At 47.1% G+C, this 20266-nt stretch carries 19 protein-coding genes; 17 read left to right on the top strand and 2 right to left on the bottom strand.

What is annotated here, in order from left to right; all coding sequences use genetic code 11:
• Nucleotides 1-20: 20 nt before the first annotated feature.
• Nucleotides 21-1439: an oligosaccharide flippase family protein gene (locus E4665_RS08085; protein ID WP_135348283.1), complete on the bottom strand. Its 1419-nt coding sequence runs from the start codon at nucleotides 1437-1439 to the stop codon at nucleotides 21-23.
• Nucleotides 1440-1962: 523 nt separating this feature from the next.
• On the opposite strand from E4665_RS08085, the gene E4665_RS08080 reads away from it, so the two are divergent.
• From E4665_RS08080 to E4665_RS08020, 13 genes are all read left to right on the top strand, one after another.
• The gene (locus E4665_RS08080) at nucleotides 1963-2577 is read left to right on the top strand and encodes a sugar transferase (protein WP_422067248.1); all 615 of its coding nucleotides are present in this window, start codon (nucleotides 1963-1965) and stop codon (nucleotides 2575-2577) included.
• Nucleotides 2578-2728: 151 nt separating this feature from the next.
• Entirely contained in the window at nucleotides 2729-3661 is a 933-nt protein-coding gene (locus E4665_RS08075; RefSeq protein ID WP_135348282.1) for an NAD-dependent epimerase/dehydratase family protein, read from the top strand.
• 206 nt (nucleotides 3662-3867) lie between these two features.
• Nucleotides 3868-5337, top strand: a complete 1470-nt coding sequence (gene tuaE, locus E4665_RS08070; protein WP_135348281.1) for a teichuronic acid biosynthesis protein TuaE — start codon at nucleotides 3868-3870, stop codon at nucleotides 5335-5337.
• On the top strand, nucleotides 5334-6020 hold the full coding sequence (locus E4665_RS08065) for a hydrolase (RefSeq protein WP_135348280.1): 687 nt from the start codon (nucleotides 5334-5336) through the stop codon (nucleotides 6018-6020). Before tuaE ends, E4665_RS08065 begins: the two co-directional genes overlap by 4 nt.
• On the top strand, nucleotides 6020-6781 hold the full coding sequence (tuaG, locus tag E4665_RS08060) for a teichuronic acid biosynthesis protein TuaG (protein WP_135348279.1): 762 nt from the start codon (nucleotides 6020-6022) through the stop codon (nucleotides 6779-6781). Before E4665_RS08065 ends, tuaG begins: the two co-directional genes overlap by 1 nt.
• 16 nt (nucleotides 6782-6797) lie before the next feature.
• Nucleotides 6798-8006, top strand: a complete 1209-nt coding sequence (gene tuaH / locus E4665_RS08055) for a teichuronic acid biosynthesis protein TuaH (RefSeq protein WP_135348278.1) — start codon at nucleotides 6798-6800, stop codon at nucleotides 8004-8006.
• A 221-nt stretch (nucleotides 8007-8227) separates the two neighbouring features.
• Entirely contained in the window at nucleotides 8228-9037 is an 810-nt protein-coding gene (gene speD / locus E4665_RS08050) for an adenosylmethionine decarboxylase (RefSeq protein ID WP_206663567.1), read from the top strand.
• Nucleotides 9038-9092: 55 nt separating this feature from the next.
• Nucleotides 9093-10547, top strand: coding sequence for an aminotransferase class I/II-fold pyridoxal phosphate-dependent enzyme (locus tag E4665_RS08045; protein ID WP_135348276.1), 1455 nt, complete (start codon nucleotides 9093-9095; stop codon nucleotides 10545-10547).
• A gap of 2 nt (nucleotides 10548-10549) precedes the next feature.
• Nucleotides 10550-11410, top strand: coding sequence for a polyamine aminopropyltransferase (speE, locus tag E4665_RS08040; protein WP_135348275.1), 861 nt, complete (start codon nucleotides 10550-10552; stop codon nucleotides 11408-11410).
• Nucleotides 11411-11463: 53 nt separating this feature from the next.
• Complete coding sequence (locus E4665_RS08035) at nucleotides 11464-11763, top strand: hypothetical protein (protein ID WP_135348274.1); 300 nt, start codon at nucleotides 11464-11466, stop codon at nucleotides 11761-11763.
• A complete protein-coding gene (locus E4665_RS08030) occupies nucleotides 11708-12907 on the top strand; it encodes a saccharopine dehydrogenase family protein (RefSeq protein ID WP_135348273.1) in 1200 nt (399 codons plus the stop codon). Before E4665_RS08035 ends, E4665_RS08030 begins: the two co-directional genes overlap by 56 nt.
• Nucleotides 12908-12918: 11 nt before the next feature.
• Nucleotides 12919-14055 (top strand): carboxynorspermidine decarboxylase, encoded by a 1137-nt coding sequence (nspC, locus tag E4665_RS08025; protein ID WP_135348272.1) that lies wholly within the window; start codon nucleotides 12919-12921, stop codon nucleotides 14053-14055.
• Between the two features lie 143 nt (nucleotides 14056-14198).
• Nucleotides 14199-14456, top strand: coding sequence for a hypothetical protein (locus tag E4665_RS08020; protein ID WP_135348271.1), 258 nt, complete (start codon nucleotides 14199-14201; stop codon nucleotides 14454-14456).
• 65 nt (nucleotides 14457-14521) lie between these two features.
• On the opposite strand, the gene E4665_RS08015 is transcribed toward E4665_RS08020, so the two are convergent.
• Nucleotides 14522-15670, bottom strand: coding sequence for an amidohydrolase (locus E4665_RS08015; RefSeq protein ID WP_135348270.1), 1149 nt, complete (start codon nucleotides 15668-15670; stop codon nucleotides 14522-14524).
• A gap of 187 nt (nucleotides 15671-15857) precedes the next feature.
• Here E4665_RS08015 and E4665_RS08010 point away from each other — a divergent pair, with 187 nt between their 5' ends.
• The 4 genes from E4665_RS08010 to E4665_RS07995 all read left to right on the top strand — a co-directional run bounded on the left by E4665_RS08010 (nucleotide 15858) and on the right by E4665_RS07995 (nucleotide 20265).
• The gene (locus E4665_RS08010; RefSeq protein ID WP_241654744.1) at nucleotides 15858-16970 is read left to right on the top strand and encodes a metallophosphoesterase; all 1113 of its coding nucleotides are present in this window, start codon (nucleotides 15858-15860) and stop codon (nucleotides 16968-16970) included.
• Between the two features lie 159 nt (nucleotides 16971-17129).
• A complete protein-coding gene (locus E4665_RS08005) occupies nucleotides 17130-18074 on the top strand; it encodes an NAD-dependent epimerase/dehydratase family protein (protein ID WP_135348269.1) in 945 nt (314 codons plus the stop codon).
• A gap of 134 nt (nucleotides 18075-18208) precedes the next feature.
• Complete coding sequence (locus E4665_RS08000; RefSeq protein ID WP_135348268.1) at nucleotides 18209-19366, top strand: nucleoside-diphosphate sugar epimerase; 1158 nt, start codon at nucleotides 18209-18211, stop codon at nucleotides 19364-19366.
• Nucleotides 19363-20265, top strand: coding sequence for a hypothetical protein (locus E4665_RS07995; protein ID WP_135348267.1), 903 nt, complete (start codon nucleotides 19363-19365; stop codon nucleotides 20263-20265). The genes E4665_RS08000 and E4665_RS07995 overlap by 4 nt, the downstream gene beginning before the upstream one ends.
• Nucleotide 20266: the final 1 nt, after the last annotated feature.

The following is a 20266-nucleotide window of genomic DNA, read 5'->3' as shown; positions in this document are numbered from 1 at the left end:
TTAAAAACCTTTTTTAATAATCAGGGTCGGTCCGGTTCGGTCACGCTTTTTCTTCGGGACAGAACCCATATTTGTCGGATGGTTGCCCACTGAATGAGCAAAATGAAGACCAGCATACCGAGGTTGATCAAGGGCATTTCTTTTACGGGCAGCAGATTCAATGAGGCACTGATCAGAAGGACGACAAACACAAGATGATGCTTCCACACGCTGAACTTCATTCCATTTTTTCCGGAGAAATAGGTTCTTGCCATGAAGAAAAAGATATAAGAAACTGCCGTTGCTATTGCAGTACCGACGGCTCCAAACTTCGGAACCAACAGAATATTGATCACGAGGTTGGGTACAAGGGCGATCAGACCAACCCAGATGGTCAAATAACTCTTCCTTGAAAAAACGATGCCGAGGCAAGTGGTTTCGCTCACCGTGAAGATAACCGGCTGAAGGCAAAGAAATCCGATAATAAAACGCGCGTCCGCGTAACCGGAAGATAAAATGGTGACAATGAGCCCTTTGAAAATGAGAACGGCCTGAGCCAGAATGGACATCCCTAGAAGGATGGCGTCACTCACTATTTTAAAGTATCTGATGTTTTTCCCTTCACTGTACCAGCGATAGGCAGTCGGCACCCAGAAACTGGTGAAGCTTGTCTGAATGATGGACAGGACGGCGGCGATTTTCCATGTCGCTGTAAGAATACCTATCTGGTAAAAAGTGCTCCAGGTCCAAAGCATCAGACGGTCCATATAATTAAGCAGGCTGGAAAGAGAAGTAGCGACGACAATGGGAATACCGAAAACAATCATTCCTCTGATCAGAGCTCTGTCAAGTGAGAAAGATTTCATATTGAATAAACCGCGGTATCGTGCCAGTAAAAAAAGGTCGCCAAAAATCTGCCCAAAAACCGTTGAGTAGACAACAGCCAAAAAATCGCGTCGAATAAAAAAAACAAAGACAAATGTGAGGACCAGGGCCGCAAACTTAACAAAAATATTGAGCAGAGAATATTCGATGGCCTTTTCCTGCATTCTTAAAGACAGAAGGATAAAACGTTCAAGCACCATGAAGATGATCATTACGCCAAACAAAACGGCGGGCGCCTGGTATTTGGAACTTCCGAATAGTGCAGATGATACTGCACCGGGAAACGCCACAGTAATAAGCAAAACGGAAAGAGCGAGAATCAGGGGCAGCATCAGCGCGTTCTGAAACAGATTAAGCTTATTGTTAGTCGAATGATACTCGCGGGTGTAGGCCTGATCCAGCCCCAGAAAAAGGAATGTGGCAAAGATCATCTGAAAGGTCATGAACATGCTTGCCTTTCCATATTCACTGGGAACCACAAAGTAGGTTGTTAAAGGAATAGTAATAAAAGACAGAATCGCGCCAACCACAGGCCCGATTGAAAAACCGATGAATTTGCTGATAAATGCTTTCATTAATATAGAGCAGCAAACGCCAGTCTGCTGCTTTCCTCCTTAATCACTTTATCCAGCACCTCTAACGGAGCTCAGGAATGTGATACCTCTGAACACTGTACAGCGAAGTTTCTGGAGCTTCAAGGCTTTTTGTCCATTCTCAATACCAGCTTTACTTAATCTTTATAGTTCCATAACAAATTTTAAACGTAATTCATTTTTTTGCCGCCCATCTGTTCAAGACGCTCCCCGGTTTACCGTCCACGAAGTATATTCTCCCTGCAATACAGGGAATGATTATAAAGGGGCTTTGTACGGAAAGCTGGGATCGGAGCAGGCAGCCATTGAGCCAGGTAATGAGGCCACCTCACCTGCAGCCAATTGCCGCAGAACCCTCTTTACAAAACCTTTAACTAATCACCACGATTTCTATACATCCTCTAATTATAATTGAAAGATGTACTGAAGAAGAAATGAATGGGCAAAGAGGTGGCCTTTCGTGAATGCAGAAAAACAGATGAAGATGGACAATAGCTATGCGGTCATGATGATGCCGAAAACCGTGCTTCCTGCGGGAGCTGAATCCTATCTACACCTGAAAAGGGCGGGCGACATTCTTTTGTCCGCCGTAGGGTTGATCGTGGCTTTGCCGCTTATTGTGATTTTTTCCATATTGATCATGATTGAAACGCCGGGCTCCGCTTTTTACTCTCAGGTGAGGGTCGGCAAGGATGGGAAAAAGTTCCGGATGGTCAAGCTCAGATCAATGAGGATTGATGCGGAGAAGGCCGGCGCGAAATGGGCGGAAGCGCATGATCCACGGGTGACCAGGGTCGGCCGTCTGATCCGGAAGACACGTATCGACGAACTGCCTCAACTCATCTCGGTTCTGAGAGGCGATATGTCATTGATCGGGCCACGCCCCGAACGTCCGGTTTTTACGGAACAGTTTGAACGCGATATACCGGGATTTAAAAACCGGCTGATGGTCAAGCCTGGATTGACGGGACTCGCGCAGGTCAGCGGAGGCTATGATCTCTCGCCAAGGGAAAAACTGGTGTACGATCTGGAATATATCCGCAAACTGTCACCGAAACTGGATTTTGAAATCATCATCAAAACAATTCGCGTGCTTCTGACCGGAGAAGGCGCGCGTTAATCAGCCTACTGAGCCGATGCGGAGTAATCGGACAATCTCCAATGTGAGAATAAAAAACAATGCAAAACAGTATTTATTAGAGGTTAGAGATCTCGTAAATAATGAGGTTTTAACAGCCTGTAAGGAACTATAGGGAATAAGGTGAATTCTGATGGACAAAGTGATTGTTACAGGCGGGGCGGGGTTTATCGGATCCCATGTTGTCGAAGAACTGATCCGGCGTGATTACGAAGTTTCCGTGATCGATAACTTTTCATCAGGTCATCACGAGAACATTGCGGGGCTCCCGGTTAAATTGTATATATGCGATGTTGCGGATCCGGCGGTCATTAATTTGATCCAGTCATTGAAACCGGACTTTATTATTCACCTGGCGGCACAGGTGAGTGTCGCTCGCTCAGTGAAAGACCCGCTGCTCGACGCTCGGACCAATGTCGTCGGTTCACTCAATGTGATTAACGCCGCAAATAGTGCAGGTGTTAAAAAGGTCGTCTTTTCATCGTCGGCGGCTGTTTACGGAAATCCAAAGTCACTGCCGGTGCTTACGAGCCATCCGGCAGAGCCCGAATCGCCCTACGGATTGACAAAGCTGACTGTCGAAAATTATCTGAAGATGTTCGATAAATTTCATCATCTGTCCTACGGCATTTTGCGCTTCAGCAATGTCTATGGACCGAGGCAGGACGCCGAGGGAGAGGGCGGTGTGGTCTCCATTTTCGCGGACCGTATCAGAAAAGGGACGCCGCCGATGATTTACGGGGACGGAAAGCAGACAAGGGACTTTATCTTTGTAAAAGACGTGGCTGCTGCCGCCGTGTCCGCACTGCGCGTTGAAAATAGCTTCTGCGCGAATGTTTCTTCCGCAACTTCGGTATCCATTATCCGGCTGTTTGAAATCATGAAGGCTGTCTCTCATTCGGACATTGAGGTGCTTTACGGGCCGGAGCGTCAAGGTGATATCCGTGACAGCACGTTATCGAACGAAGAAACAAAATCGATACTGAATTGGGTGCCTTGTTTTGACCTCGTAAGCGGTCTGCGGGAGACATTGGGTATTGTCAGCGGAAGAAATGCGGCTCTTTAATTTAGGCTCTGTTTCGATTCAATGTTGATTCTGTCTCTCCGTTAATGGAGCGGAAGGTGCACGTGACTCTGCGGGATCAGTGAACCTTCTGGCCTCGCAGCGAGGGTACCAAGCGAGTGCCTGAAGCGAAAAAGAGCAGACAAGTCTAACAAAGCCTTTAATTATAAGCCCTATATATTTATTAAAGAAAAACAGGGGATTAAAAGATGAATCATATTAACCTGTCGGCAGGGAAGACAACGGGACTATTCGCGGTTCTGCTCGCGGGGCTGGTGGGAGTCAGCCTCGCTGGATCCGCCCCGGTCCACCTGATTTTTTTTCTCTGCTGGACTTGGGCTCTGATCTGCGCCTGCCTTTATATCAAAACATCGGAATTGGGCGGGCAGGTATTTGTCAGCACTATGTACCTGTTTATTGCCACAACCTTTTTAAATCAATCCTTGTTGAGCGTGCAGGTCGGTTTCTTTTCACTCTTTATTTACAGGTTGATGCTGATTGTGGCGCTGATCATTTTATTGGTCAAAGCGAACGGCGCGAAAGGGCTTCACGATCTTTGGGATCAGATCTATGTCAAAGGCGTTCTGTTCTTTTTACTGTTCTGGATGGCCTACGGAAGTATCTCGCTGCTCTGGGCGCAATCGGTTATTGACGGAGTGAAGTACCTTTTCCTCCTTGGAATCGGCATCGCCTTTATTTTTCTCGCTGTTTTTTCTTTTACAAAAATCAGGCAGCTGACCGTATTTTACGCCATTTGGATGTTTATGACGGCCGCTCTTCTTGTTATTGGCCTGGTGAACCATTTTACCGGATTTCAGCTGCCAACGTCTTCGTTGTATGGCGGATCGGCATACAAGCTTGATTACCCGACTGCAGTGTTTACCAATCAGAATGATTTTGCAACATTGCTGACCATTTCATTCTTTTTCTATCTCTCGTATGCAAAAAATGCGGAAAAGGGCGGATACAGGGTACTCACCCTGGCATTGTCCGCACTTTCCCTCTATATTATTTTTCTGACCGATTCACGCGCGAGCCTGCTCGCGATTGCGGCGGGACTGGCTTTTTATGTTTTTATGTTTCTTCCCGGCAAATTCAAAAAGTACAGTGCGATTGCGGCGGCCGCGCTTCTAGCCGGCGGGGTTCTGCTCTATTCAGGCAAGATCGTCTCTAAGCTGATCGCTTTTTTTACCGAGGAACCCGACCTTTCAGTTTATGGCACCACCGACTCAAATGTGGTGCGCATGCATTTTCTGCAAAGCACGGCGCATTATCTGGCGGACACATATGGCTTTGGTGTCGGAGCCGGCAATCTCTCTTATTATCTGGAATACCGGCCTTTATTTAATACGGATCATATATATGAAGTGCACAACTGGCTGGCAGAAATCACCGGAAATTTTGGCCTTCTGATTGGTGCCGGTTATCTGGCGATGTACACCGCCCTCTTTGTGAGTCTGTACCGTATGCGCCAAAGAGTTGAGGAACGCAACCAAAAAATGCTGATTGAGGGTGCCTTGGCGGGGCAGCTTGCTTTCCTTGTATCAAGCATCAGTCCGAGCTCAGTGAGCAACCTTTATTTTCATTGGGTTTTCCTCGGTTTTGTGGTGACGCTGGTATCCGTCCTTCAAAGAGACAGACGATTGAATGAAGTTAAACCCGGAGGAGTAAAAAGATGAACGTGATACGAAGAATCTCAGAACGATTGAAAAAACATATGCTGATTTTCATTGCCATTCCGCTTATTCTCGGAGTGGCGGGCTGGCTGATGCCTGCGGTGCACGGATCGTCCACTTATCAGGCAAGCGCCACTGTCCAACTCGGAAAATACTGGAACTATGATCTTAATACCCCTGAACCTGTGATTCAGCTTCTCTCAAACGGTCCGTTCTATCAAAAAAATTTGCCGGATCTATGGAATAGTCAGCAGCAGAATCTGTTGTCACATATTAATGTTACCTCACTCAAAGGAAATCTTGTGCAGGTGACATATACCGGAGTATCTAAAACAGAGGCTGCGGACACAGCCAACCGAATCGCCAACGCCTTTTTGAAAAATGATCAGGAACAGTATCAGAAAAGGATGGCGCTGACCGATCAGTCCATCCAGGCAGTCACCCAGTCGAAAACCAATGAAAGCAGTGCCGTTGATAAACAACGATTCCTTTACCAGCTTGGGTCGGATAAAATTAAAATGAAGCCTGCAGAGCTTCTGGAAGCCGCCCAACCTGGTGTCATCAAAGGCACTAGTTCATTCACGCCGAAGAAACGCGCGGTTCTGGGCGTTGTTCTGGGTATCACGCTGATCTTTGTATGGGTCGCTTTTCCTGAATTTGTCAGAGAAAGAGAAGGGAGACGCTGATGCTCCCCTTCGGTCCGGAAGTTTCGATCATCACCCCTTCTTATAATTCAGAGAAAACGGTTGAAGCGACGATTCGATCGGTACTCGGACAGACTTTTCGGGACTGGGAAATGATCATTGTCGACGACTGCTCTACAGATCAGACGCGGATGAAGCTCGCTGCTGCCGAATTTGCAGATGAACGGATCCATACCGTTTTTCTGACTGAAAACAGTGGAGCTGCAGCCGCGCGAAATGCAGCACTGGATCTGGCCAGAGGACGTTACATCGCGTTTCTCGACAGCGATGACTGCTGGAAGCCTGAAAAGCTGGAGAAACAATTGAATTTTATGAAGAAAAATGGGTATGCTTTCTCGTTCACCGGCTACGAATACATCAGTCAGGACGGCGAATCGCTCCACAAAGTGATTCAGGCTCCTGCACAGATTACCTATGAAGATATGCTTAAAAACACGATTGTCGGTTGTCTGACGGTTATGGTCGACAGGGAGAGAACTGGGCAATTCAGGATGCCCGACCTTCGTTCCAGACAGGATCTGGCGACTTGGCTTGGGTTATTAAAAAAGGGAATCGTCGCATACGGCCTGAATGAGACACTCTCCGAATACCGGATCAGCGGAAAAACATCTCTATCCGGAAATAAATGGAAGGCCGCGCGTAAAACCTGGTTTGTTTACCGCCAGGTGGAAAAACTCCCTGTGCTGCTTTCCTGCTGGTATTTTTGCCATTATGCGGCACACGCGCTGATCAAGCGCTTTTGAATCAGGAGGTTAGACGATGAAGAAGATACACGTTATTGTCGCGACGGGAATGTGGGGGCAGGACGCCCTGAGATACAGGCGTCACAGGCTGGCTGATTTCCTACAGAAGCAGCCGGACACCCGTGAGGTTATATGGGTATGCCCGACGCCGGACAGCCAGCCCACCGGTTTTAGCATCCTGAAAAATGGCGTTTGCCAGTATGTGGTTCAGGATCTTCTGCCGAACCGGATGTTCCGGTTCGGACGGTTTGTGGATCTTTTTTACAGGCTCAAATTGCGGACGCTCCTTTCAAAGCTTTTTTCAATGAGTGGCCAGTCCGAATTTTATTTATGGTATACCTGCCCTGAATTCCCGCTGCTTTCAGAACTTTTTCCATGGGACAAAGTTGTCTATGATTGCAGCGATCTTTGGGCCGCGCCGATCGGAGGCAGAGTTTCCCCCGCATATTTGATGCGTGAATGGGTGGTATCCCGGGCGGAACAGCGGATTATCAATCGGGCGGATCTGATCTTCTGTACCTCGGATTATCTGCATGAACAGGTGATGAAAAAGGTCCAGATTGATAAATGTTCCCGGATCTTTACGATGGAAAATGGTGTGGAGTACGACTTGTTCACCGGGAACAAGCAGGCTTTGAACGTCCTTCCCGAAAATTTCAGCGGTACAGTGCTGGGATATATCGGAGGCATTAAACCAAAGCTCGATTTTCGCCTGATCCGTGCGGCCGCCGCGAAAAAAAAGGATTGGCTTTTTCTGTTTGTCGGTCCCGACGGAACGGGACAGGATCCGGCTTTCCACGAGCTGCTTTACGAAAAAAATGTACTCTGGATCGGTAGTGTTCCGCCGGCCGAAGTTCCCGAATATATGAATCTGGTGGACATAGGAATCATGCCGTACAAACCATCGCCCTATAATCAGGCGGTTTTTCCGTTGAAGCTTTTTGAATTTCTGGCGGCTGGGAAACCAGCGGTCGGGGTCAATCTGCCGTCGACGCAGAAATACAATGAAGAGGGTGTTTATGCCTCGCTTGCTACGGATGATCCCGATGTTTTTGTGCGGGAGTGCCAGCAGATGGAGCAACTGGAAAATCATGAAGATTTGCAGTCCAGGCGTCGTGACCGGGCAAGGGCCAAAGACTGGGATGCGATCTTCGATGAAATGCTGGACCGGGTCGCAGGCGACTCGGAATATGAAACAATCACAAGCGCGGGCAGCATGCGGTAAGCAGGCCTGCGCAATTTTTTAACTTGACTTAACCCTTGTTCTGTATATAATTAAAATTGAATTTTTATAGAAAAAATAAGAAAAACAAAGAATTTCGGAGAATCACTAGTGTATTTCTCCGCTCACAGAAAGTTATACATCCATTTCACTGTATTTCCCCTGAATATTGTAATTCATCGTTTCTTCAGATCCCGATCAAAAGAAAGGCTGTGAGGATAGGGTTGGAAAATAAGCTGAAATTGTACGGCTTTAACAACCTCACAAAGGCACTGAGCTTCAACATTTATGATGTTTGCTATGCGAAGAGCGAGCGTGAGCAGCGTGATTATATATCTTACATCGATGAACAGTACAATTCAGAAAGGCTGACCCATATACTCTGCCAGGTGACGGAGATGATTGGTGCGCACGTCCTGAACATTAGCAAGCAGGATTACGATCCCCAGGGCGCAAGCGTCACCATTCTGATCGCCGAACAGGAATTTTCGAAAGATCAGATTGACCGTTCCTGCAACCTCGGCAATCTTGACAATTATACTGGCCGTGATACAGTCGTCGGACATCTCGACAAAAGCCATGTCACGGTGCATACCTATCCCGAGTTTCATCCGGGCAATGCGATAGCGACATTCAGGGTTGACATTGACGTAGCGACGTGCGGCGAGATCACACCGCTCAACACCCTAAACTATCTGATCGGCAGTTTTGACTCCGACATTATTACCGCGGATTACCGCGTACGCGGATTTACACGGGACGTGAATGGGAAGAAGCTGTTCATGGATCACAAGATGACGTCCATTCAGGACTACATTGATGCGGAAACACTCGATAAATATGACGCGGTGGATATTAACGTCTACCAGGCGAATCTTTTTCATACAAAAATGCTGATCAAAGAACCGGAGCTGCAGAATTATCTCTTTAACCGCGATGTGCTGGAAATTCCACCGAAAGAACGGCTGAAAATCAGCAGTAGCCTTCGCAGGGAAATGATTGAAATTTTCAGCGGAGCCAATATTTTCGATTAAAATAAGACAGCGCGCTGCCGCGTGAACGACAGAACTATGGAGACTGATGCTGAAAATGAACCGTTTTTCACAAGAAAAAGCGCCCATTCTTGAGGCGCTGAACCGATACAAAGCGATGCGGGTCGTTCCGTTTGACGTCCCCGGACACAAGCGGGGTAAGGGAAACAGGGAATTGACCGAGTTTCTAGGCGCGCAGTGTCTCACTGTCGATGTCAATTCGATGAAGCCGCTGGATAATCTCTGCCACCCGGTATCGGTGATTAAGGAAGCCGAAGAGCTGGCGGCTGACGCGTTTGGGGCGGAGCACGCCTTTTTTATGGTCAACGGCACCACTTCTGCTGTACAGAGTATGGTGATGAGCGTCTGCAAGTGCGGGGAAAAAATTATTATGCCCCGGAATGTGCACCGAAGCGCCATCAACGCGCTGATTCTGAGTGGGGCGGTACCGGTTTACGTTAATCCGGGTATGGACCGGGAACTGGGCATTTCGCTTGGAATGTCGCTAGCGGATGTGGAACTGGCTATCAAGGAGAATCCGGATGCCAAAGCTGTACTGGTGAACAATCCGACTTACTACGGTGTCTGCTCTAATCTGAAGGCGATCACGGATCTGGCACACCGCCATCAGATGCGCGTGCTGGTCGATGAAGCGCACGGCACTCATTTTTATTTCAGTGAAGATCTGCCGATGACGGCCATGGAAGCCGGCGCCGACATGGCCGCAGTCAGCATGCATAAATCTGGCGGGTCGCTGACTCAAAGTTCACTTTTACTGATAAACAACGGGGTCAGTGAAGGCTATGTCCGCCAGATTATCAATCTGACGCAGACAACGAGCGGCTCCTATCTGCTGATTTCATCGTTGGATATTTCACGCCGCAATCTGGCGCTTCATGGGAAGCAGATCTTTCATAAAGTCAGCGCGATGGCGGAATACGCACGGACGGAGATCAACAAGATTGGCGGATACTACGCTTTTTCCAAAGAACGGGTTAATGGCAGCACAATTTTTGACTTTGATGTCACCAAGCTGTCGGTTCACACATTGGATATCGGGCTGGCAGGTATCGAAGTCTACGACCTGCTTCGCGACGAGTATGATATTCAGATCGAGTTCGGCGATATCGGAAATATTCTTGCCTATATCTCGATCGGCGACCGAATTCTGGACCTGGAGCGGCTTGTTTCGTCCCTTTCTGAAATCAAAAGGCGCTATGCTAAGGACAAAGCGGGGATGCTCAGTCAGGAATACATCCGCCCGCAGGTTGAGCTCGCGCCGCAGGACGCTTTTTATGCGGAAAGCGAATCGCTCCCTCTTGAAGAAAGTTCGGGCCGGATCTGCAGCGAGTTTGTGATGTGCTACCCGCCCGGCATCCCGATCCTCGCGCCCGGTGAAAAAGTTACGGACGAGATTCTTGAATACATACACTATGCCAAGAAAAAAGGCTGCTTCCTGACAGGTACGCAGGACAGCCAGGTGAACAGGATACAAGTGATCAGGGAGGGATAAGCTTGGAACTTTGGTTTACGGAAAAACATACGGAACATGTCAAATTTTCCATTCAGGTCGACAAGCAACTCTACTCCGGACAAAGTGAATTTCAGAGGATTGATATCTTTGACTCACCGGAATTCGGTAAATTTCTGACGCTTGACGGATACATGATGCTCACGGAAAAGGATGAGTTTATCTATCATGAAATGATTGTCCATGTGCCAATGGCGGTTCATCCGTTGGCGAAAAGAGTACTGGTGATCGGTGGCGGAGACGGTGGCGCTGTGCGTGAACTGACACGCTACCTGGGAATTGAGCGGATCGACCTTGTTGAGATTGACCGGCAGGTGGTCGATGTGTGCCGAAAGTACCTGCCTCAGACCGCCGGCCGGCTGGATGATCCCCGGGTGTCGATCCACTACGAGGATGGGTTGAAATTTGTCCGGGCTGAAGAAAATGTATATGATTTAATTATCGTCGATTCAACCGATCCGTTCGGGCCAGGAGAAGGGCTTTTTACAAAAGAGTTCTATGGCAACTGCTTTAAAGCACTGAAAGAAGACGGCCTGATGGTCAACCAGCAGGAGAGCCCGTTCTATCCTGTTGATGCCATCGCTATGCAGCGCGCCCACAAACGGATTGTCGATTCATTTCCGGTCAGCCGCGTCTATCAGGCGCACATCCCGACCTATCCGTCCGGCCACTGGCTGTTCGGATTCGCCTCAAAAAAATATCATCCGACTGAGGACTTTGATGCATCGGCGTGGATGAAATTGGGGCTGAAAACCCGCTACTACAATCCGAAAATCCATATCGGTGCGTTCGCTTTGCCAAACTACGTCAAGACACTGCTCGAAGAAGTCGAACCAGGCAGATAAGCTTTGAGCGCAGTGGTCAGACGAGTGAGCTCGGCTGGCCTCCTGCGCTCAAAGTGGCTGGTAAAACGGCGAAAGTGGCTGGTAAAACGGCGAAAGTGGCTGGTAAAACGGCGAAAGTGGCTGGTAAAACGGCGAAAGTGGCTGGTAAAACGGCGAAAGTGGCTGGTAAAACGGCGAAAGTGGCTGGTAAAACGGCGAAAGTGGCTGGTAAAACGGCGAAAGTGGCTGGTAAAACGGCGAAAGTGGCTGGTAAAACACTAATTTTTACAATGAAATTACCCAGGGGGGCGTTAGATAATGGGAAAAGCGTTAATTATCGGAGCAGGCGGCGTGGCGAGTGTCGTTGTACATAAATGTTGCCAGAATCCGGATGTCTTTGAAGAAATCTGCATTGCAAGCCGGACGGTTTCAAAGTGCGAGGCGTTGAAACAGGGGCTGGACGGGGGCAAAACAAAAATTCAGACTGCACAGGTCGATGCCAATAACGTTCCGGAACTGGTTGCGCTGATCAAAAAATTTCAGCCGGATATTGTGATTAACGTCGCGCTTCCTTATCAGGATCTGACCATCATGGACGCCTGTCTTGAAACAAAAGTGGATTATGTTGATACTGCCAATTATGAGCCCGAAGATACGGCCAAATTTGAATATAAATGGCAATGGGCATACCGCGAGCGTTTTAAAGAAGCGGGAATCACAGCGCTTCTGGGTAGCGGGTTTGATCCCGGTGTAACGGGTGTCTTCTCTGCGTACGCGCAGAAACATTATTTTGATACGATCAGCCAGATTGATATTCTTGACGCCAATGCCGGTGATCACGGCTATCCATTCGCGACGAATTTCAACCCGGAAATTAATATACGTGAAGTTACCGCCAAGGGCAGCTACTACGACAACGGAAAGTTCATTGAAACCGACCCGATGTCAATCAAGCAGGTTTATAATTTCCCTCAGATCGGACCTAAGGACATCTACCTGCTGCACCATGAAGAAATGGAGTCATTGGCTCTGAATATTAAGGGTATTAAAAAAATAAGATTCTGGATGACTTTTTCACAAAAATACCTTACACACCTTGAGGTATTGCAGAATGTCGGTATGACCTCAATCGAACCGATTAATTTCGAAGGCAAGCAAATCGTTCCGCTTCAATTCCTTAAAGCGGTCCTTCCGGATCCCGCATCGCTTGGCCCGCGGACGAAGGGCAAAACGAATATCGGCTGCATCTTCCAGGGTGAAAAGGATGGCAAGCCGGTGACTTACTACGTCTACAATGTCTGTGACCACGAGGAGTGCTACAAGGAGGTCGGCTCACAGGCTGTCTCCTATACAACCGGTGTACCGGCGATGATCGGTGCTGAAATGGTTCTGACCGGCAAATGGAAAAAGCCGGGTGTTTACAACATCGAAGAATTCGATCCGGATCCATTCATGGATGCACTGAACCGGTTCGGCCTGCCGTGGCATGAAAGCTTCGTGCCTGAATTGGTCAAGTGAGGGGGTTGCCGATGAACCTGGACTTTAATCAGGCGCCCTCTCCCAGCTACGTGGTCGATGAGCGCCTGCTGATAAAAAACCTCGAGATACTGAAATCGGTTCAGGACCGGACCGGCTGTAAAATCTTGCTCGCTCAGAAGGCCTTTTCCATGTTTTCCTTGTATCCGCTGATTGGAAAATATTTGAGCGGCGTGGCGTCAAGTTCACTTTACGAAGCGCGCCTCGGCTATGAAGAGATGGGCAAAGAGGTGCATGTCTACTCACCGGCCTACAGCGACACGGATTTTGAACAAATTTTGAATTACGCCGATCATGTGGTGTTCAACTCATTCAGCCAGTGGGCACATTTTAGGGAAAAAGTGAAGCAGGCGCCGAAAAAAATTGAGTGCGGTATCCGCGTGAATCCGGAATATTCGGAAGTGGAGACGGAACTGTATGATCCATGCGCGCCATTCTCCAGAATGGGTGTTACTGAAACCAATTTCAACCCGGACGAGCTGAATGGCATTGATGGCCTTCATTTCCACACACTGTGTGAGCAGAATTCAGATGCTCTGGAGCACACACTTCAGGCGGTCGACCGGAAATTTGGCAAGTATCTGAAAAAAATGAAGTGGATCAATTTTGGCGGCGGACATCACATCACCCGGCCTGATTATGATATTGAGCGGCTGATCCGCTGTATCGGGATGATGCAGGACAAATACGGGCTGGACGTATATATTGAACCTGGAGAAGCCGTGGCGCTGAATACAGGGTATCTCGTCAGCACGGTGCTGGATGTCACACATAACGGGATGGATCTTGCCATCTTAGATACATCGGCGACGTGCCACATGCCTGATGTTCTGGAGATGCCGTACCGTCCTGAAATTATCGGCGCCGGGAAGCCCGGCGAACGGACTCATACTTATCGATTCGGCGGGCCGACCTGCCTGGCAGGTGACGTGATCGGAGATTACTCTTTCGATCGGCCACTGCATGTCGGTGACCGGCTCGTTTTCTGTGACATGGCCATCTATTCAATGGTTAAAAATAATACCTTCAATGGCATTGCGCTTCCGGCCATTGCCACTTTTAACGAAACAGACGGCTTGCGTATCGTCAGGCAGTTTTCCTACGATAATTTTAAAGTCCGCTTATCCTGAAAAATTACATCAGAATCTTTTAAAGGCTTGCCATCCGGCGGGTCTTTTTCTTTTTGATCAATGGATAGAGTCAGAATGTTTGTCCACCAGCCGAATAAACTAATGAAAAAAACGATTGGGTTTGATCAGAGAGAGGGTTTATTGTGAATCGATATGCGATGTTTGAAGAATTCAATGGGAAAATAGCATTGCCCGTCGATAGTGACCGCCCGACTTTAGTGATTGTTGCTGAAACAATGATGTCCGCAATCCAGTCTTTTGCCGATAAAAACAAATTGAATCTGGTCAGCTTCGACGAGCTGGAGGGCGATTCGATGCGCGCTTATTATCAGCGGAAAAAGCTGTTCCAACGTCCGGAGGATATTATTTATTATATCAGCACGGCAAGAGAAGATGCTTAAGATTTACTGGAATCTGAATGAATACGCAGCAGCCACATCCTCGGTGTATGTGGCTCTTTTATTATTTATTTCATTTTACTTAAAAGTTGCTTTGCCAAAGCTGAGAAAAAACGGGCTCCATACATGATCACACGCTCGTCGATAATTAGATCTGAATGATGAAGATCTGAATTTCCGGAAACACCCATGAAAAAGAAGGCGCCCGGCATTTTTTTCTGATACTCCGCAAAGTCTTCACCAATTGTTGTGAGTTCGGGATTGATCACTTTCAACCCGGATGCATGGGCGACGCTCTCCGCCAGGTCCGCGAGACGAGAGTCGTTGACGACCGGTGGCCCGAGCCGAATATAGTCAAGCTTACCTGTGGTACCGAAGGCTTGGGCAACGTCCTCGACAATTGTTTTCATTCTTTTCTCAATTTTGTCCCGGACTTCCCCACGGAATGTGCGGACAGTGCCTTCGAGCTGTGCACGCTGCGGCATGACGTTCCACGTATTACCGGCTTGCACCCGCGTCACACTGATCAGTGCCTGATCAAGGGGAGAAATGTTGCGGCTGATGACTGTCTGCAGCGCGGCGATGATTTGGCCGGCAGCGACAATCGTGTCTGTGCCCTTCTCAGGGACTGCCCCATGGGTTTCGGTCCCCTCAATGTCAATGATAAAGTGGTCGACCCCCGCCATCAACGGACCGGATTTTATACCAATCGTCCCAACCGGAAGATTCGGCATAATATGCATACCGCAGATCGCCTGCACGTCGCTCAGAACGCCCGTCTGCAGAACTTTGACCGCGCCGCATCCGTTCTCTTCAGCCGGCTGAAAGATGATTTTGATCGTTCCTCCAAGTTCTTCCTCCTGTTCCTTCAGCAGCAGTACCGCACCCAGAATGGAAGCCATATGGACATCGTGGCCGCACGCATGCATTTTACCTGGTACCTTCGAAGAATAAGGCAATCCTGTCTGTTCCTGAATCGGCAATGCGTCAATGTCTGAACGCAGCGCAATCACCGGACCCGGTTTTTTTCCACCGATAATGGCGAGAACCCCCGTACTTAATGGCAGATCCACGGTTCTGACGGATGCTTCATCAAGCCATCGTTTCAGCGATCCGGTCGTTTCAATTTCTTCAAAAGCGAGTTCAGGTTTTTGATGCAGTTGTCTCCGATATCCGATCAGCTGCTCTTCAAGTGAATTTAATTCCACGTTCGGCACGATGCGTTTCCCCCATCTTTTCCTCTACTTTTATTATGTCCGTTCTTTTCAGTAATTAAGGTAAGAATACACGATATTCCGTATCCGGACAACTGAAGATACCGGCAAAGCCTCAAAAAAAGTCTGCAACTTTTTCAAAAAAGGGGACATAATAACGTGGCTGATTTGAACAAAGGGGCGGTCCGTATTGAGATACTTCCGGGGAAAAAATAAATTTGGATCACGAAAAATGCGGGCAGTCGGTATTATCATTTTCATCCTGTGCCTTTTTTTTTACCCTGAAAATTTGCTTGTTCGGACATTGGCGGCCGAACACATTGTTTTGGCTGAACCCGCCATCATTGAAAGCCCCGTAGTGGAATCCGGTGGGGATACCTTTTACCATGATCCATCCGCGGTACTTGGGATGAGCAAGGAATCGTTCAGCAAAAAAGTTCTGCATCCACTCTTCCAAGGTATCGATTCCATCGATTTTACTTTTGGCGTTCTCCCCGACACACAGTTCTACAGCAAATCCTATCCTGAAACATTTAATAAAATCAATCAGTGGTTTGTCACGAATCAGAAGACATTGAACTTGAACTATGTCTTTCATCTTGGCGACATTGTGAATAATATGACCGAAGACTCTCAATGGGAGAGAGCTTCTGAAGCGATGCGTCTGTTTGAGCGGGCAGAAATTCCATATGGCATTATTGCCGGTAATCACGATGTAGGAACCCCTGATAATTATGCGTCCTTTAGCCGGTTTTTCGGGACAAACAGATACCGGTCCGATCCGTGGCACGGCGGTTCTTACCAAAAGAACAAAGGGCACTATGATCTGATTAATGTCTCCGGCCGCAAATTTATCATGCTGGGCATGGGCTGGGGGATCGGTGAAGGTGAAACCGCCTGGATGAACAAGGTGCTTCGGAACTATCCGGATCGGACGGCGATCCTTTTCGTCCATGATTACTTAAACAAAGATGGCAACAGGACGCAGGAAGGACAGATGATCTTCAGGAAAGTTGTCCGTGGGAATGCCAATGTGCGCCTGGTGCTTAACGGACATTATTCCGGGGCAGCGCGAAAAACGGACATTTTTGATGATAATGGGGACGGAAAACCGGACCGGCGGGTCACGCAGATTCTCTCCGACTATCAGTCGGTCAATGGCGGGGAGGGATTCATACGGGTCATGGGGTTTGATCTGACCCATGGCAGGGTCTATGTGAGGACTTTCTCTCCGTGCAATGGAAGGACGCAAGCCTATGGAAATGATCAAGAAAATTTTATGTTTCGCTTTGATCAGCATTAGAGAGTGCTAAAAATATTTTCATGATTGAGTACATAGACTTAGTCGGGATAGATTGTTCAGAAATAGTATAGTTTAACGTTGTATAATTTGTGTCAAAAAATATAACATTTTTCAACAATTTGTCGTACTTATGGAAATTTCAAAAAAGGGTGAAGGTTTATGAAAATTATAATCACTGGCGGTGCGGGATTTATCGGTTCGACGATTCTTGAGGAAGTCATTAAAAATGGATGGAGCCCGGTTGTCATTGATAATTTGTCGACAGGGAGCATCAAACACATTCCCGACGGTGTTTCCTTCTACAATATGGATGTATGTTCACCAGATATTGAACGCGTATTCAGTAAAGAGAAACCGGATGTCGTCATTCACGAGGCGGCACAGGTTTCAGTTGGTTATTCACAGAAATATCCACTTTTAGACAGCAGAATAAATGTGCAGGGTACTATTAATCTTATGCAGCTGTGTGTCAAGTATCATGTTGCCAAGTTCATCTATGCTTCGTCCGCGGCGGTTTATGGAACAAGCAACAGGATTCCCCTGGAGGAAAACACTGAGCTGCATCCTATTTCTTTCTACGGACTTTCGAAATATACCGCTGAGCAATACATCCGTATGTTCAGTGAATCGTACGGTTTGAATTACACGATCCTCCGATATGCTAATGTCTACGGTATGAGGCAGAATCTGTCAAAGGAGTCGGGAGTTATCAGTATTTTTGTTGATAGACTCGTCAAAGGCGAACCAATTACAGTATTCGGCGACGGTCAGCAAACACGGGATTTCGTGTTTGTCCGTGATGTGGCGAGAGCAAATGTACAGGCTGTTCTTCACGGAGATTTGGATACTTTTAATATTAGTTCCATGCATAGGATCACAATCAATCAGTTAATTGCGCTGCTGCAGAAATTATCCGGCCGCACATCTGAGATCAGCTATCAGAGCGCCCGAGCAGGAGACATCAAGGACAGTGCTCTGGACAATGGCAAGGCGAGACGTATTTTGCAGTGGGATCCAATGACTGAGATGGAAAGCGGTTTGATCGAAACGATCAGTTACTACAAAAATCTTGCTGGTATCCCATTGATGAATATGAGAGAATGAAAACGGGATATCAGTATTGGGTATTAAGAAATAAAAAAATGGTCGGGAAGATGGCAACAATTATGTTTTTTAAACAATCCAACATATTTCTGAAAATAATAGAGCCTACCGTTTGTTTTCTTTTGCTGGGATGCTTGACTGTATCTTTTCAATTCTCCTCTTTCTTTTTCGAATATCTGGTTCTGGTTTTCCTGGTCATGATCTTCTCGAACAGATATGGCATCTATATTGGCCTCCTGGCTTTCCTTGAGTCTGTCTGCTACACTCTGTCAAAGGGCGTCTTTACGGGACAGCCCATACTACCTTATTTCTATTTACAGACTCAATGGTTCCAATGGCTTTTTCTTCTGGTAACCGCGATATGCTGCGGGCTGTGGAGCACATCCCAGAGGGAACGTTATGAAGATCTCCATCATAACAACGAGGAGCTGCAGTCTGAAAATCAGGATCTGAAAGAGACAGTATCACTCTTAGACGAAACCAGAAAAGAACTGAAAAGCAAAATTCTTGAATCAGACAATCAGCTGTCCAAGATTTATAACATATACAAGGCGCTCAGCCACAATCATCCGGAAATCGTTCTTGATGAAAGTATCAGAGTGATGAAAGAGTATCTTCATGCTTCTAAAATAGGAATCTATTTTGTTGGCAATTCAGAAATGACGCTTAGATTGAAACTCAGTTCCGAGCATGATTCGGAAATCCTGCCGCAGACTATTTTTGCCGAACACGCTCCGGAAGTGATCCTGAAATCGCTGAAACAAAAGAAAGCATTCTTCAGGTCACGCAAAGATCCTGTAAAAGCTCCGATTCTTGCAGGTCCCGTGGTTTTTCAAGATGAAGTTCGCTATCTGATCGTGTTAGGACAAATTGATTTTGATACTATTTCTTCGCAAAACTTCGAATTGTTTGTCTGGATGCTCAAATGGATGGGGGACCGCCTGGCGAACGCGTCTGGAATCTATCAATCAAGTATCAACAAGAGAAAGTATGAGGGTACGAACATTTATCTGGCCTCGGAATTTAACTATCTGCTTGAAATAGAGAAAAAACGGCATGAGCAGCTGAATTATCCCTATGTCTCTTTTGAATGCCATTTGGAGAAATATAATCTTGCCGAAGTTGACGATATTCTGAAGAAACAGTTGCGTGAAATTATTGATTACGTCGGTTTTGACATGGAAAATCAGAAGCTTATGATCCTGCTCCCGGGAACGGATGAGCAATATAGAAAAGCTATTGAAAGGCGCATTCAGAAGGCGCTGCTCGGCTACGCAGAGGTGATCATTTGACTGATCTCTATATACTGCTCATTGTTTATTATTTACTGACGGGACTGTTTTTCTATGCCCTCAAGAAAAAAGCCTCGCATGATAAAAAGGGGCTTTACAATTATTGCCTGATTCTTGCTTATGCCTGCCCGCCTGCCGGATTTTTGATCGCAGTTCTGTTAATCATGGCCGACAGGTTTCACAAAAAAACGAACTGGGCCGAGGAATACTTGGAATATATTTCATCTGATCTTGTCAATTACGAACATATACGCGCCGAAGCCCTTCACGACAGGAGCCTTATCTCTTTCTCTTCAGGCCTTGAACTGGATGACACTGATTTGCAGAAGAAACTGATCGTCCAGTTGAGCTCAGGGAGTGTAGCGAATGAGGGCGGCATGCTTAGGAAAGCGGTCAATCAAAATGATGCCGAGACAGTCCATTATGCGGCAACCACGATCAATGTACTCAGCGACCGATACCGCAAACAGATCAACGAATTAAAAAAAGTATTCACAAACCACCGTCTAGAGGAAACAGCCGCTGAATTGTCCCTGCTTTATTCCCATTTTCTGTCGAGCGGGATTCTCCCACTCAGACAAGAGAAATCATTGATCAGAGAATTTTATCAGTTTCTTGTTTATGCTATTAAGTATTTTCCGAAAAATGCAACACTGTACTACCAATTAGAGATGCTATATATCAGAAATGGGGAATGGGACAAAGCTGAGCTCCAATGCTTAAAGATGGTGCACGATTTTCCTGATCTTTATTTCGGATATGTGGGTTTGCTGGAAGTCTATTTCAAAAATAATGCGTGGTCCCAGTTATATTCAGTTGTTGACCAATTAAACGAACATACCGAAATAGAGAAACTTCCGGATAAATATAGGGAATTTGTCAGGCAATTGGGGGCGTAAG

Source organism: Sporolactobacillus shoreae (genome assembly GCF_004684935.1).
GTDB classification, from domain to species: domain Bacteria; phylum Bacillota; class Bacilli; order Bacillales; family Sporolactobacillaceae; genus Sporolactobacillus; species Sporolactobacillus shoreae.
The sequence above is the reverse complement of the archived record's forward strand: the minus strand, read 5'-3'. Positions and strand labels throughout refer to the sequence as shown.

What these genes read in the sequence shown, in the direction of transcription:
- E4665_RS08085 (WP_135348283.1), bottom strand. Translation starts at nt 1,439, where the DNA reads ATGAAAGCATTTATCAGCAAATTCATCGGTTTTTCAATCGGGCCTGTG.
- E4665_RS08080 (WP_422067248.1), top strand. Translation starts at nt 1,963, where the DNA reads ATGATGATGCCGAAAACCGTGCTTCCTGCGGGAGCTGAATCCTATCTA.
- E4665_RS08075 (WP_135348282.1), top strand. Translation starts at nt 2,729, where the DNA reads ATGGACAAAGTGATTGTTACAGGCGGGGCGGGGTTTATCGGATCCCAT.
- tuaE (WP_135348281.1), top strand. Translation starts at nt 3,868, where the DNA reads ATGAATCATATTAACCTGTCGGCAGGGAAGACAACGGGACTATTCGCG.
- E4665_RS08065 (WP_135348280.1), top strand. Translation starts at nt 5,334, where the DNA reads ATGAACGTGATACGAAGAATCTCAGAACGATTGAAAAAACATATGCTG.
- tuaG (WP_135348279.1), top strand. Translation starts at nt 6,020, where the DNA reads ATGCTCCCCTTCGGTCCGGAAGTTTCGATCATCACCCCTTCTTATAAT.
- tuaH (WP_135348278.1), top strand. Translation starts at nt 6,798, where the DNA reads ATGAAGAAGATACACGTTATTGTCGCGACGGGAATGTGGGGGCAGGAC.
- E4665_RS08045 (WP_135348276.1), top strand. Translation starts at nt 9,093, where the DNA reads ATGAACCGTTTTTCACAAGAAAAAGCGCCCATTCTTGAGGCGCTGAAC.
- E4665_RS08030 (WP_135348273.1), top strand. Translation starts at nt 11,708, where the DNA reads ATGGGAAAAGCGTTAATTATCGGAGCAGGCGGCGTGGCGAGTGTCGTT.
- nspC (WP_135348272.1), top strand. Translation starts at nt 12,919, where the DNA reads ATGAACCTGGACTTTAATCAGGCGCCCTCTCCCAGCTACGTGGTCGAT.
- E4665_RS08005 (WP_135348269.1), top strand. Translation starts at nt 17,130, where the DNA reads ATGAAAATTATAATCACTGGCGGTGCGGGATTTATCGGTTCGACGATT.